This is a genomic window from Tenacibaculum sp. SDUM215027 (genome assembly GCF_050566205.1).
GTDB lineage: Bacteria > Bacteroidota > Bacteroidia > Flavobacteriales > Flavobacteriaceae > Polaribacter.
The window spans coordinates 291,275-304,808 of record NZ_JBNXUE010000006.1; the positions used below are offsets into that span (position 1 = coordinate 291,275).

General features: G+C 32.6%; 15 protein-coding genes and 1 tRNA gene. 8 read left to right on the forward strand and 8 right to left on the reverse strand.

Going from position 1 to position 13,534, the window contains the following annotated elements; translation table 11 throughout:
- Positions 1-19: 19 nt before the first annotated feature.
- On the reverse strand, positions 20-667 hold the full coding sequence (locus ACQYZ7_RS14640) for a rhomboid family intramembrane serine protease (protein WP_430730460.1): 648 nt from the start codon (positions 665-667) through the stop codon (positions 20-22).
- A gap of 91 nt (positions 668-758) precedes the next feature.
- On the opposite strand from ACQYZ7_RS14640, the gene ACQYZ7_RS14645 reads away from it, so the two are divergent.
- Positions 759-1,670, forward strand: a complete 912-nt coding sequence (locus ACQYZ7_RS14645) for a lysophospholipid acyltransferase family protein (protein WP_430730461.1) — start codon at positions 759-761, stop codon at positions 1,668-1,670.
- 78 nt (positions 1,671-1,748) lie between these two features.
- Here ACQYZ7_RS14645 and ACQYZ7_RS14650 read toward each other — a convergent pair.
- The 4 genes from ACQYZ7_RS14650 to ACQYZ7_RS14665 form a co-directional block, all read right to left on the reverse strand.
- A tRNA-His gene (locus ACQYZ7_RS14650) sits at positions 1,749-1,824 on the reverse strand.
- Positions 1,825-1,879: 55 nt separating this feature from the next.
- Positions 1,880-2,596, reverse strand: a complete 717-nt coding sequence (bshB1, locus tag ACQYZ7_RS14655; RefSeq protein WP_430730462.1) for a bacillithiol biosynthesis deacetylase BshB1 — start codon at positions 2,594-2,596, stop codon at positions 1,880-1,882.
- Entirely contained in the window at positions 2,597-3,754 is a 1,158-nt protein-coding gene (locus ACQYZ7_RS14660; RefSeq protein WP_430730463.1) for a trans-sulfuration enzyme family protein, read from the reverse strand.
- A gap of 75 nt (positions 3,755-3,829) precedes the next feature.
- A complete protein-coding gene (locus ACQYZ7_RS14665; RefSeq protein ID WP_430730464.1) occupies positions 3,830-5,239 on the reverse strand; it encodes an MATE family efflux transporter in 1,410 nt (469 codons plus the stop codon).
- 153 nt (positions 5,240-5,392) lie between these two features.
- On the opposite strand from ACQYZ7_RS14665, the gene ACQYZ7_RS14670 reads away from it, so the two are divergent.
- From ACQYZ7_RS14670 to ACQYZ7_RS14695, 6 genes are all read left to right on the forward strand, one after another.
- Positions 5,393-6,151 (forward strand): Rossmann-like and DUF2520 domain-containing protein, encoded by a 759-nt coding sequence (locus ACQYZ7_RS14670; RefSeq protein ID WP_430730465.1) that lies wholly within the window; start codon positions 5,393-5,395, stop codon positions 6,149-6,151.
- Positions 6,135-6,662, forward strand: a complete 528-nt coding sequence (locus ACQYZ7_RS14675; protein ID WP_430730466.1) for a KdsC family phosphatase — start codon at positions 6,135-6,137, stop codon at positions 6,660-6,662. The genes ACQYZ7_RS14670 and ACQYZ7_RS14675 overlap by 17 nt, the downstream gene beginning before the upstream one ends.
- A gap of 45 nt (positions 6,663-6,707) precedes the next feature.
- The gene (locus ACQYZ7_RS14680) at positions 6,708-7,133 is read left to right on the forward strand and encodes a DUF2147 domain-containing protein (RefSeq protein WP_430730467.1); all 426 of its coding nucleotides are present in this window, start codon (positions 6,708-6,710) and stop codon (positions 7,131-7,133) included.
- Positions 7,134-7,249: 116 nt separating this feature from the next.
- The gene (locus tag ACQYZ7_RS14685; protein ID WP_430730468.1) at positions 7,250-7,690 is read left to right on the forward strand and encodes an RrF2 family transcriptional regulator; all 441 of its coding nucleotides are present in this window, start codon (positions 7,250-7,252) and stop codon (positions 7,688-7,690) included.
- Between the two features lie 65 nt (positions 7,691-7,755).
- Complete coding sequence (gene ric, locus ACQYZ7_RS14690) at positions 7,756-8,478, forward strand: iron-sulfur cluster repair di-iron protein (protein ID WP_430730469.1); 723 nt, start codon at positions 7,756-7,758, stop codon at positions 8,476-8,478.
- 2 nt (positions 8,479-8,480) lie between these two features.
- Complete coding sequence (locus ACQYZ7_RS14695; RefSeq protein ID WP_430730470.1) at positions 8,481-10,700, forward strand: nitric-oxide reductase large subunit; 2,220 nt, start codon at positions 8,481-8,483, stop codon at positions 10,698-10,700.
- A gap of 54 nt (positions 10,701-10,754) precedes the next feature.
- On the opposite strand, the gene ygiD is transcribed toward ACQYZ7_RS14695, so the two are convergent.
- The 3 genes from ygiD to ACQYZ7_RS14710 all read right to left on the reverse strand — a co-directional run bounded on the left by ygiD (position 10,755) and on the right by ACQYZ7_RS14710 (position 12,823).
- Positions 10,755-11,585 (reverse strand): 4,5-DOPA dioxygenase extradiol, encoded by an 831-nt coding sequence (gene ygiD, locus ACQYZ7_RS14700; protein WP_430730476.1) that lies wholly within the window; start codon positions 11,583-11,585, stop codon positions 10,755-10,757.
- Between the two features lie 134 nt (positions 11,586-11,719).
- The gene (locus tag ACQYZ7_RS14705; protein WP_430730471.1) at positions 11,720-12,295 is read right to left on the reverse strand and encodes a YceI family protein; all 576 of its coding nucleotides are present in this window, start codon (positions 12,293-12,295) and stop codon (positions 11,720-11,722) included.
- A 15-nt stretch (positions 12,296-12,310) separates the two neighbouring features.
- Positions 12,311-12,823: an NAD(P)H-dependent oxidoreductase gene (locus ACQYZ7_RS14710; RefSeq protein ID WP_430730472.1), complete on the reverse strand. Its 513-nt coding sequence runs from the start codon at positions 12,821-12,823 to the stop codon at positions 12,311-12,313.
- A gap of 111 nt (positions 12,824-12,934) precedes the next feature.
- Between ACQYZ7_RS14710 and ACQYZ7_RS14715 the strand changes: the two genes are divergently transcribed.
- The gene (locus ACQYZ7_RS14715) at positions 12,935-13,291 is read left to right on the forward strand and encodes a winged helix-turn-helix transcriptional regulator (protein ID WP_430730473.1); all 357 of its coding nucleotides are present in this window, start codon (positions 12,935-12,937) and stop codon (positions 13,289-13,291) included.
- Positions 13,292-13,534 lie beyond the last annotated feature (243 nt).

Below are 13,534 nucleotides of genomic sequence, written 5' to 3' on the forward strand. Positions count from 1 at the left end.
AACATTAGTTTCGGTTTTTTTATTTATTCATTTTTAGTTTATCTCCAAAGAAAAATAACCCTGCAATAATTAATGCCATAACACCAATCATTATCGTGTGATTTGTTATCACACTTGGTCGCAACAATAATGTTATTAAATATCCACCTATCGCTCCACCTAAATGTGCTGAATGACCAATATTTCCCGCTTGATTTTTCATTCCGTAAATTGAATACAACAAATACCCTACACCAAAAACATATCCTGGTATTGGAACTGGTATTGGCAACATAACTAACTCCATACCTGGGTACAACATTATAGAAGAAAATATTACTCCTGACACTGCTCCAGACGCACCTACTGCACTATAGTAAGGCTCTTTTTTATGTTGATATAACGAATACATGCTTCCAGCGATTAAACTCACAAAATAAATTAATATAAAGTTTAATGTTCCAAAACTAGAGTCTACCACTTTCCCAAATAAATACAAAGCATACATGTTAAAACCTAAATGCAACCAATCAACATGCAAAAAACCAGACGTTAACATTCGTATTTTCTCTCCATCTAAAATTTTTTGAACTTGAAATTTATAACGATCAAAAAAGGCAGCATCGTTAAACCCTTTAAGAGATACCAATGCATTAGCTACAATTAGTATAATAATAATTTGACTCATAATTTTATATATATCCACAAACATAAACAAAAGTTAATAAAGTAAATGATTGATAATTTAATGCGATATTTGCATTTTTAATTTTTCTTATATGAAGTTTTTAGCTTTTATTTTTATTTATCCATTTATCTGGTTATTATCAAGATTACCAATGAGGGTTTTATATATTTTTTCTGATTTCTTTTTTCTTATACTTTACTATGTTATAGGCTATAGAAAAAAAGTAGTTGAAAAAAATTTAAAAACAGCTTTCCCTTCTAAAAGGGAATCAGAAATCAACAAAATCTCTATAAAATTTTTTAAACATTTTGTTGATCTACTTTTTGAAGGTGTCAAATCATTTTCTATCAGTAAAAAAGAGCTATACAAACGCTATAAATATTTAAATCCAGAAATTATTAATAAATATGCTGAACAAGGAAGAAGTGTTACTTTGGTCGGAGCTCATCAAGCGAATTGGGAATGGGCCTTTGGTATGCCTTTAGTTTTAAATATTGATTGTTTTGGTGCTTATAAAAAAATCAAAAATCCTTATTTTGACAAAGTAATTAAAGAATCTAGAACAAAATTTGGTTTTGACGCTGTTCCTACTAGTTTATTCAATAAAAGCATGAGTTATAGACACTCTAAAGGAATACAATGTTTATATATTTTACTAAGCGATCAATCTCCACAAGTAAAAAAAACCAAATATTGGACTACTTTTTTAAACGAAAAAGTACCTGTACACACTGGAGCAGAAATTTTAGCAAAAAAATACAATTCTGTAGTAGTTAACATGAGTACTACTAAAGTCAAAAGAGGATATTATGAGGTTAAATTTGAACTAATCACTGATTCTCCAAATGAATTTGATAATTTTAAAATTATAGATCAATTTTTAGAAGTAACTAAAAAAAACATTAAAGTTCAACCTGAGTATTACCTATGGACTCACAACCGCTTTAAACATAAAGACAAATACGAACAATGGCTAGAAAACAGAAAAGCTTCTCAGAAATAACTGAGAAGCTTTTTTTACTTATTTATACTAGTTTACTCCACAAAAAAAGCCTTTCTAAATAGAAAGGCTTTTGCTTTTGGGTGAAAGACCGGGTTCGAACCGGCGACCTCCGGAACCACAATCCGGCGCTCTAACCAGCTGAGCTACAATCACCATGTAACTTGCGGATGCAAATATACAAGCTTTTCATATTTTGACAAAACTTTTTTCTAAATTAATTTACTTAAATTTTCAACTGCCACATAACGCTCTGATGTAAAGCCTTCTGCAAAATCTACACCTATCAACCTTCCTAAATCTCTAGCTCTATACTCAATACTATCAGTAAAATTCACACTAGTTATCGGTGTTTCTGGCTCATTACTATTAGGATCAAAAAACTGTGATGAGTATGCCATAACCGAACCTATCTTTTTATCCATAAAACCTGTAACATCTACCACGAAATCAGGTTCAATGTTTTTCCATTGTATGTAATGGTATACTTGTTTTGGCCTCCACTTTTCTTGCTGAACTCCATCTAATTCAGTTGCTATTTTAAGTAAACCACTTAAAAAACACGCATCAGATACTAACTTACTTCCTTTTGGGTGATCAATATGGCGGTCGTCTATAGCGTTACACAATACTATTTCTGGTTGATACTTACGTATCATTTTAATAATTTTTAATTGATGCTCTTTATCATTTGTAAAAAAACCATCTGCAAATCCTAAATTTTCACGTACTGATACTCCTAAAACTTCAGCAGCTATTCTTGCCTCACTATCTCTTAACTCAGCAGAACCTCGTGTTCCTAATTCACCTCGAGTTAAATCGACTATACCTACTTTATTTCCTAACGAAATTTCTTTGGCTATTGTAGCAGCACATCCTAATTCAACATCATCTGGATGCGCTCCAAAAGCTAATATATCTAGTTTCATTTATTGTATTGTTTTTTGTAATGCTTGTTCTATATCTTTAATTAAATCTTTTGTTTCTTCTATTCCTACCGAAAAACGAATAAGTCCATCTTTTATTCCTTGCTTTGCTCTTTCTTCTGGTGAAAGTAACGCATGCGAGGTTTGTGTAGGACTTAATACTGTGCTTTCTACTCCTGCTAAACTCATAGACGGTTTTATCAATGCTAAATTACGTTGAAAATCCATCGCATCAATTTCTTCTTGTAGCTCAAAAGACAACATACCTCCAAAGTACTTCATTTGAGATTTAGCTAACTCATAATCTGTATGCGATTTTAACCCTGGATAATACACCTTAGCTATGTGTTTATGCTTCTCTAAATATTTTGCCATTTTTAGAGCGTTTTTACTTTGTCGCTTTACACGTAAATTCATCGTTTTTAAACTACGTTCTAACATCCACACCGTAAAATCACTCAAACTCCCTCCTAGGTTTTTTGCTAAATTCCATATTCGTTGTATATGTTCTTCTGAAGCAGCTACTGCTCCTGCCAAAATATCTGAATGACCTCCCATATATTTAGTCGCAGAATGTATCATAATATCAATTCCAAAATCAACTGGAGTTTGATTAATTGGAGAGGCAAATGTATTATCTATCATTGTTACAATACCATGTTCCTTTGCCAAATTAGCAACAGCTTGTATATCTACCACTTTTAATAAAGGATTGGATGGAGTTTCAATAAAAATTATACGCGTATTTTGCTGAATTTCTTTTTCAAAATCTTCAATAGCTAAACTATTGGTAAACGAATATTCTATTCCAAATTTATCAAACTCTTCTACTATAAAATTATAGGTTCCTCCGTACAACGTTTCTTGCAATACTACATGATCTCCTTTTTGTAAAAAAGCTAATAGCGAAGTACTAATAGCAGCCATACCTGAACCAAATAGCAAACCTGATTCCGTTTTTTCTAAAGCTGCTATTTTTTTACACAAAGCTTCTTGATTAGGCGTATTAAAATAACGCGGATATCTTTTTACATCAACATTATCAAATTGGTAAGATGTAGACATATATATAGGTGAAATAGCTCCTTTAAACTGTTCGTCTTTTATCTCACCAACATGGGTACAAATAGTATTAACGCCTAGTGTGTGTTTGGTATTCATAGTAATAAGAGGTTTTAAAATCTTAGACTTTAGATTTCTTTACAGAACTTTAGTAGCTAAATTACAAAAACTACCTTATACCTTAACAGATTTCCATTTTCCTTTTTTAAACATCCAAACACCTACCACAGCAATTAAAATTTCTGCTAATGTTATTGCTAAAAAGACGCCAATAGGGCCAAACTCAAGAGTAATTGCCATAAGGTATGCAAATGGTAATTGGAATAACCAAAAACACACAAAATTGATATAGGTCGGTGTTTTCGTATCACCTGAACCATTGAATGATTGAATTACAACCATTCCGTATGCGTACGCTATGTATCCTGCCGCCATAATTTGTAAACACAATGCTCCATTTTCAACAACTTCAGAATTTTCAGAAAACCATCCTAAAAAGGTTGGAGCAAAAACTATATAAATCAATGAAACTGCTCCCATAAAAAAAGCGCAGTATTTACTGGTTATCCAAACGGACTTTTCTGCCCTTTCGGGTTGTTGTGCTCCTAAGTTTTGACCTACCAAAGTAGCTGCTGCATTACTCATTCCCCAAGCAGGCATTAAAGTAAACATCATTATTCGAATAGCAATTGTATATCCAGCAAGTACTTCACTTCCAAACTCAGACATAATTCGCATTAAAAATACCCAGCTAGAGGTACCAATAATAAACTGCCCTATTCCACCTAATGACACTTTAATTAAGTTTATCATTACTGAAACTCTTATCACTAAATCTTTAACGGCTAATTTTACTTTACCAGCCCCAAAGAACAATACTAATAATTGTGCTACAACTGCTGTTCCTCTACCTATTGTTGTTGCTATAGCTGCTCCTTCTACTCCGTATGCAGGTATAGGACCTAATCCAAAGATAAAAATAGGATCTAGGATAATATTTAATCCGTTTGATAAAATCAACGTCCACATTGCGATAGATGCATTTCCTGCCCCTCTAAAAATAGCATTGATTAAAAACAGTAACATTACAGTAATGTTTCCTCCTAACAATACTTGGGTATAACCAAAACCTTCAGCTATTAAGTCTGGATCCCCTCCCATGAGTGCTAGTATTTCTTTTGGATATAAAATTCCAACAACACTAATAAGTATTGAAATAAATACTCCTAAAAAAATAACTTGTACTGCTGTTTGATTTGCTCCTTCAGCATCTTTTTCTCCTGTTCTTCTGGCCACCAAAGCAGTTGCCGCCATACTTAACCCTATCGCTACTGCGTATACTAAGGTTAGTACTGACTCAGTTAACCCTACAGTAGCTACTGCGTTTACACTTACTCTCGATACATAAATAATATCTACCAGAGCAAAAATAGATTCCATTAGCATTTCTAAAATCATCGGAATTGCTAATAAAAAAATAGCTTTACGAATACTTCCTGTCGTAAAATCTTGCTGTCTTCCTAAAACAGCATCTTTAAAAAGTGAGAATATGGTTTGTTTTGATGTTTGATTGTAATCTGTCATTATAAAATTTTATATATACATAAAAATTGTCTTAAGAAGATTAAGACGTAACTATTTGTTGCTCAAGCAACACTACTATTTGAGGTGACTTATACAATCATAATGATACAAATATGCAAAAATATTTTTAATTAATTTCAATATCTTCGTGCTATGATTAAGGTTGCCATTATAGGAGGCGGTAATGTAGCTACACATTTAGCCAATGCTTTTAGTAAAACAAACGAAGTATCGTTGGTGCAAGTATATGCTCGAAATATTGAGCAAGTAGAGCATTTAAAAGAGGTTACTTCTATTACAAATAGCATAGAGCTTTTAACAAAAGCTGATGTATATATCATTGCTGTTTCTGATGACGCTATTGGTGATGTTTCTCGTAAAATTGAACAAAAAAATGGTTTGGTGGTGCACACTTCTGGAAGTGTGGCTATGCAATCGTTACAAAACACTGGTCGTAAAGGTATTTTTTACCTATTGCAAAGTTTTTCAAAAGACAAAGAAGTTAATTTCGATGAAATTCCGTTTTGTTTAGAAGCTGAAAATGAAGTAGACTTGCAGTTATTAGAAAATCTAGCAAAATCAATCGGAAAAAAGATATACCGTATCAATTCTGAACAACGTAAACGATTACACGTCGCAGCCGTTTTTGTAAATAACTTTACCAACCACATGTATAAAATTGGTGCTGATATTTGTAATGAATATCAAGTCCCTTTTGAAGTATTACAACCGTTGATTAAAGAAACAGCTCAAAAGATAACTGAATTGACTCCTGATGCAGCACAAACTGGTCCTGCTAAAAGAAACGACCAAAAAACTATTCAAGATCATTTGGCTTTGCTAAATGCTGAACAACAAAAAATTTATAAACTTATTACTAAATCAATCCAAGAAAATGGAAAAAAGTTATAAAGAATATTTACCTCAAATAGATACTTTTATTTTTGATGTAGATGGTGTGTTGACTAACGGAATTGTAACCATTTTTCCTGATGGACAACTCGTACGTCAAATGAATATTAAAGACGGGTATGCCTTAAAAGCAGCTGTAAAAGCTGGCTACAGAGTTTGCATTATCTCAGGAGGTAAGAATGAAGGTGTACGTGCACGTTTAGAAGGCTTAGGTATTACAGATATTTATTTAGGAGCTCACAACAAAATTCAACAGTTTAATGAGTTGGTTGAAAAATACAAATTGAATCCTGAAAATGTAGTGTACATGGGAGATGATATTCCTGATTATCCTGTGATGAAACTTGTTGGTATGCCATCTTGCCCTAACGATGCAGCTCGCGAAATACAACAAATTTCAAAATACATTTCTGATAAAACTGGCGGTAACGGTTGTGCTCGTGATATTATTGAACAAGTGTTACGTGTACAAGGAAAGTGGGATAGCAACTTTGACGCACAATACGATTAATTGGAATACTTTTTGAAAACGATATACTATTAAAACTTTTAAATTATGAAAAAAATACTTTTTGCTTTATTATTTACAACTGTTAGCTTATCAATGAGCGCACAAACTATATTCGGAAAATGGGAAAACCGAGATGAAGAAACTAACAAGGTAGACTCTGTAATTGAAGTATATAAAAAAGACGGAAAGGCGTACGCTAAAATTGTTGAGATTACCGACGAAAAACGTCAAGAAGCTGTTTGTGATAAATGCAGCGGAAAACTTAAAAACAATCCTATTTTAGGAATGAACATTTTAACTGGATTAAAAAAAGATGGTGATGAATGGAGCGGTGGAAAAATTTTAGACCCTAAAAACGGAAAAGAATACAAGTGTTATATTAAACTTGAAAACAATGACAAGTTAAAAATTAGAGGTTACATCGGTTTTGCTGCCTTTGGTAGAACAGCATACTGGCACCGAAAAAACTAAACACAAAATAAGATTCAAAAGCATCATTTTTTAATGGTGCTTTTTTTATAAAAAAATAAAAGACTCTAGTATCTTTTTTAAAGAAAACCAATATCTTTGTAGCATATTATTTTTATATGTTTTCAAAATCTTGTGAATACGGTTTAAGAGCAACTATTTTTGTTGCAGAGCAATCTAGCTTAGATAACAAAGTTGGTGTAAAAGCCATTGCTGCTGCTATTGATTCACCAGAAGCTTTCACAGGAAAAATATTACAAATTTTAACGAAGAATAATATCATAGATTCTATTAAAGGACCTTATGGCGGCTTTGTAATTAACAAAGCCAACCTTAAAAAAATTCGTTTAAGTGATGTAGTTCGCGTGTTAGATGGTGATAGTATTTATACAGGATGCGGATTGGGTTTAAAGCAATGCGACGATAGCTCTCCTTGCCCTCTTCACTTTAAATTTGTAGAAATTAGAGATAACCTAAGAAAAATGTTAGAAGAGAATACACTTCATGATGTATTATACACCCAGGATAAAAAAAATACTTTCTGGCTAAAACGAGAGTAAAAAAATTTACACCAATAAAAGATAAAAAGATCTTTTTATAACCTATAAATATAAACTGAAACAAAATGGAAATAAATAACAACTCAACAGTAGCCAACATAGTTGCAAACAACTATAAAACAGCTACAATTTTTAAACTTTATGGTATCGATTTTTGCTGTAATGGTAACAGAACTATTCAAGAAGTTTCAACGAAAAAAAGTATTGTTCCAGATACGTTAATCAATAAACTCATCCGAATTGATAAAGGCTCTAAATCTACTAACGACTATCAAAGCTGGTCGTTAGATTTTTTGTGTGATTATATCTACCAAAATCATCATACGTATGTAGAAAAACAAATTCCTGAAATTTTAGAATACCTAACTAAAATAGCCAAAGTACATGGCAATAATCACCCTGAGCTACTCGAAGTTTTACAGCTTTTTAAAGAAAGTACAGGTGAACTAACAACCCACATGAAAAAAGAGGAACTTATTTTATTTCCTTTTATTAAAAAATTAGTCACAGCTAGTAATACGAACACTCCCCTTTCACCCCCTCCTTTTGGCACGGTAGAAAACCCTATTAACATGATGCATACTGAGCATGATAATGAAGGGGATAGATTTAGAACCATTTCAAAACTTACTAATAACTACACTCCTCCTGCTGATGCCTGCAATACTTATAAAGTTGCTTTAGCTATGCTTCAGGAGTTTGAAGAAGATTTACACAAACACATTCATTTAGAAAACAACATTCTATTTAAAAAAGCAATCAAATTAGAAAATCAATTAAATAATTAATAATGAGAAAAATTTGGACTGGATTTATTGCAGTAGTGGTATTATCATTTATTGCATTAATATGGGTAGGTACAGAAATTTACCAAACCCAACCCCCTATACCTGAAACAGTAAAAGTTAACGGAAGTAATGAAACTATATATACAAAAAAAGATATTCAAGATGGACAAAATATATGGGAGTCTATTGGAGGAATGGAAGTGGGTTCTATTTGGGGACACGGAAGTTATGTAGCTCCAGACTGGACAGCCGATTGGATTCATAAAGAAGCTGTTTATTTATTAGACTATTGGGCTAAAAAAGACTTCAACAAAAATTATGATGCTTTAGATGAAGAAAATAAAGCTGCTTTAAAAGCACGTTTGGTAAAAAACATTAGAACTAATACGTTTAATGAAAAAGACCTATCAATAACAATTTCTAAAGAGCGAAAAGAAGCTATTGAAGCAAACGCTGCACACTATGCGAATATCTTTTCAAAAGGTCATGAAAAATATGCTATTCCTGAAGGTGCTTTAACCGATACTGAAAAACTAGCTAAGCTTAATGCCTTTTTATTCTGGACTTCATGGGCAGCCAGTACAGAAAGACCAGATCAGGAATATACCTATACTTCAAACTGGCCACATGAGCCGTTAATTAATAATACGATTACTCCCGATTCACAACTTTGGTCAGGGTTTTCAATAATTTTATTACTGCTGTTTATTGGAGTGTTAACCTATTATTACATCCGAAACCATGAAAAAGGAGAAGCAGTAACAAACCCAAACAAGGATCCTTTACTCGACTTAAAGCTTTTTAGATCGCAAAAAGCAGTATTGAAGTACTTTTTAGTTATTTCCCTGCTTATTGTATTACAAGTTGTTTTGGGGATTGTTACTGTACATTACACAGTAGAAGGGCAAGCATTCTTCGGATTTAATTTATCTGAATATCTTCCGTATTCAATCTCAAGAACATGGCATACGCAACTTGCTGTATTTTGGATTGCCGCTACCTGGTTAGCAACAGGATTATTCTTAGCACCAATAATCAGTGGTAAAGAAATGAAGTACCAAGTTTTCGGTATCAACTTCTTATTTGTAGCCTTATTAATAATTGTATTAGGGTCTATGCTAGGAGAATGGTTAGGTGTACATCAATTTTTAGACTTAACCACTAATTTCTTCTTTGGTCACCAGGGATACGAATACATGGATTTAGGTAGATTCTGGCAAATATTCTTAGGTATTGGTTTAATATTATGGGTAGTTATGGTTGGTAGACACGTGCTGTATGGTATCCGTAAAAAAGACGATTCTAAACATTTGCTTTCTATCCTATTAATAGCTGTAATTGCTATTGGTATGTTCTTTTTCTCAGGATTAATGTATGGAGAAAACAGCTCATTACCAGTAATTAATTATTGGAGATGGTGGCTAGTACACTTATGGGTAGAAGGCTTCTTTGAGGTATTTGCTACGGTAGTTATTGCTTATATCTTTTCTCGAATGAAAGTTATTTCAACCAAAACAGCAGGAAAAACAGCTATTGCTTCTGCTACTATCTTTTTAGCAGGAGGTATTATTGGTACCCTACATCACTTGTATTATTCAGGAACACCAGTGCAAGCTATTGCTTTAGGAGCTACGTTTAGTGCCTTAGAAGTAGTACCATTAACTTTAATGGGGTTTGAAATTAGAGAAAACTGGAATTTATTAAAAAAGAATGCTTGGATTCAACGCTACAAGTGGCCTATTTTCTTCTTTATTGCTGTTGCCTTTTGGAACATGGTGGGTGCTGGTGTATTCGGGTTCTTAATCAACCCTCCTATTGCATTGTACTATATCCAAGGATTAAACACTACCGCAGTACATGCGCACACAGCCTTGTTTGGAGTATATGGAATGTTAGGTATGGGGTTTATTTTAATCTGTTTACGCCTGTATTCAAATATTCCCTGGAATGAAAAATTGGTAAAAAATGTATTTTGGTTCTTAAATATTGGATTGATATTAATGGTCGTATTAAGCCTACTACCTGTTGGTGTAATTCAGGCATATACTTCAATTACCAAAGGATATTCTTTTGCTAGAGACCCTGAACTACTGTACAACCCAACAGTGCAAACCTTAAAATGGATGCGAATGATAGGAGATATTGTATTCTCTTTGGGTATTGTATGTTTCTGTTGGTTTGTAATTAAAACAACAATTAATGCCATAAAACAAAGATCGTAAACCTTTATTATATTATAAAAAACCTGTGTAATTGTTTTTACACAGGTTTTTTTATTATCCTATTTTTAGAGATGTCATACTTAAAGAACCTGCTAATAGCTTATCATTAAAAAGCTGAATTTCTTCATTTTTTTGTTGCAATCCTAAACTGTAAAGCAAAGGTAAGTAATGGTCTGGTGTTGGAATTGCAAGTTGAAATGCTCTCGACTGTTTTTTGTAGTCAATCAATGGTTTAAAGTTTCCTTCTAGCAAATATTTATTAATTGTTTCTCTTGTTTCAATAGCCCAATCATATCCATAATCATCCTTATCAAAATTCTTCCAATCAACTAACCTTAGATTATGAACAATGTTTCCGCTTCCAATAATTAACACTCCTTTTTGTCTTAATGAAGTTAGTTGTTTAGCCAATTCAAAATGATAAGTAGCATCTTTGGTATAATCAATACTTAATTGAATTACAGGTATATCTGCCTTAGGAAATAAATGCTTTAATACAGTCCAAGCACCATGATCTAACCCCCAGTGCTCGTCTAGCTCTACAAAATTAGGAAGCAATAATTGTTTTGTTTCTTTAGCTAATTCAGGACTTCCACTAGCAGGATATTGTTGTTCAAATAATTCTTGAGGAAAACCACCAAAATCGTGAATTGTTTTAGGCATTTCCATTGCTGTTACTTTTGTTCCTTTGGTAAACCAGTGTGCCGAAACACAAATAATCGCCTTGGGCTTGGATAGTGTTTTTGAAATATTTTGAAAACCTCTAGTAAACTCGTTTTCTTCAATAGCATTCATAGGGCTACCATGCCCCAAGAACAATACTGGCATTGTTTGAGAAGCCGGCAAACTATCTGATAACTTTTTTAAACCATTAAGTGTTCCCATACTCAAATTCACTGAAGCTAACCCTAGTATTTGTAAAAACGTAGCTCGTTTCATAAGGGTGTTCTTGTTTAATTCTATTTTTAAAACATACCCCAAACCAAAGTTCGAGGTATGCATACAATCTTAGTTGGGTTTTAAAAAACCAAATCAACTACCAAATCAAACTCGTCATAAATTGCTTTATCTTTTAAACCATCAAAAAAGCTTGTAGAACCATATTTTACATCATACTTTGTTCTATCAATTTTTAACGATGCTGTTGCTTTTTCTCCGTATACAGAAATTTCAAAAGTTACAGGGTTTGTTTTATTCTTAATTGTTAAATCTCCTGTTACTTCATAAGAATTCTTTCCTTTAGCTTTCACCTCTGTAAAAACTAGTTTTGCTGTTGGGTGATTATTCACACCAAAAAAATCATCAGACTTTAAATGACCTTCTAACTTCTTTTGGTAATCTCCTGATAAGTCTGTTACTGCTATAGATGTCATATCTATTGCAAACTCCCCTCCTACTAATTTATCTTCTTCAAAATTTAGAGTACCTGATTGTAGGCTAACTGTTCCTTCATGAGAACCTGTTACTTTGTAGCCCTTCCACACCACTTTACTCTCTTTGGTATTCACTTTTTTTACTTCTTTTCTAATGGTAGTAAACGATAGTGTTGCAAGTACGATTAATGCTAACACTAAAGGGTTTTTAAAATTTTTCATTGTTTCTGGTTTTAATTATTGTAAGATTAAATCTGCGTATTGTTTTGAGTTTACTTCAATGTCTTCAAGCTTCGGATTGTCATTTGCTCCGTAAAACACATGTGATGGTAATACTTCTGATCCGCAAAACTCAAACGAAACAGTTACCGATTTTAATAAGTCTTCTAAAGATACAAAACTATTATAGGTTTGTTCGGTACCTCCTGTTGATACTGATAAACGGAATTTCTTTCCTTTTAACTTATCTCCTCTTGGACCAAAAGCCCAACCATATGTTAGTACCTCATCCATCCATTTTTTTAATAAAAAGGGAGTGTTAAACCAATGCAACGGAAATTGAATAACGATACTATCATGATTCAATAACAACTCTTGCTCTTTTGCTACATCAATATTTAAATCTGGATATTCTTTATATAATTGATGAATTGTTACTTTATCATCGTGCTGTTGCAACTCATTTATCCAAGACTTATTTACGTTTGATTCCTCAATATTTGGGTGTGTTACAATTACTAAGTGTTTCATTCTTTTATTTTTACTTGTTTTTTATATCACAAAAGTATGTATATTTGCTATACAAAAGTAACTACTATACTTTAGTATACCAGTATACAAAAGTATACCAACTCAATAAACATGGAAACAGTTGTTCAAATGGAGGAGCTAAAAAGATGCTCTGTTCAATATGTATTAGCATTAAGAGATACTTTAAATGTAATAAGCGGAAAGTGGAAACTATCTATTATTGGTAGTTTATTATACGGAAAAATGCGTTTTAAAGAATTACAACGAAACATTGGAAAAATTTCTCCAAGAATGTTGTCTAAAGAATTAAAAGATTTAGAAGCTAACGGAATCATTAAACGTACCATTCACGATACCACTCCTGTTACAGTTGAATATGAATTAACAGAATCTGGAACGCGATTACATACCGCTTTAGATGTGATGGTTAAATGGGGAATTGAACATAGAGAATTAACTTTAAAGTAAGTTAACGCTTCTTTATTCTTCTACCTAACAATACATAACATCATTAAGAACGGAACGTAATGAAGTGACCTAATCTCATGAATCCAAAACGGTCATTTCGACTGGAAGGAGAAATCTCATAAATGGGAGTTACTCATAACCTTAAGATTTCTCAGTCGTAACCTCCTTCGAAATTGTAAAGGTTAACTAATTCGTTGACAAAATCTTATATTTTGTTATGCGTATAAATACAGATGATTTAAC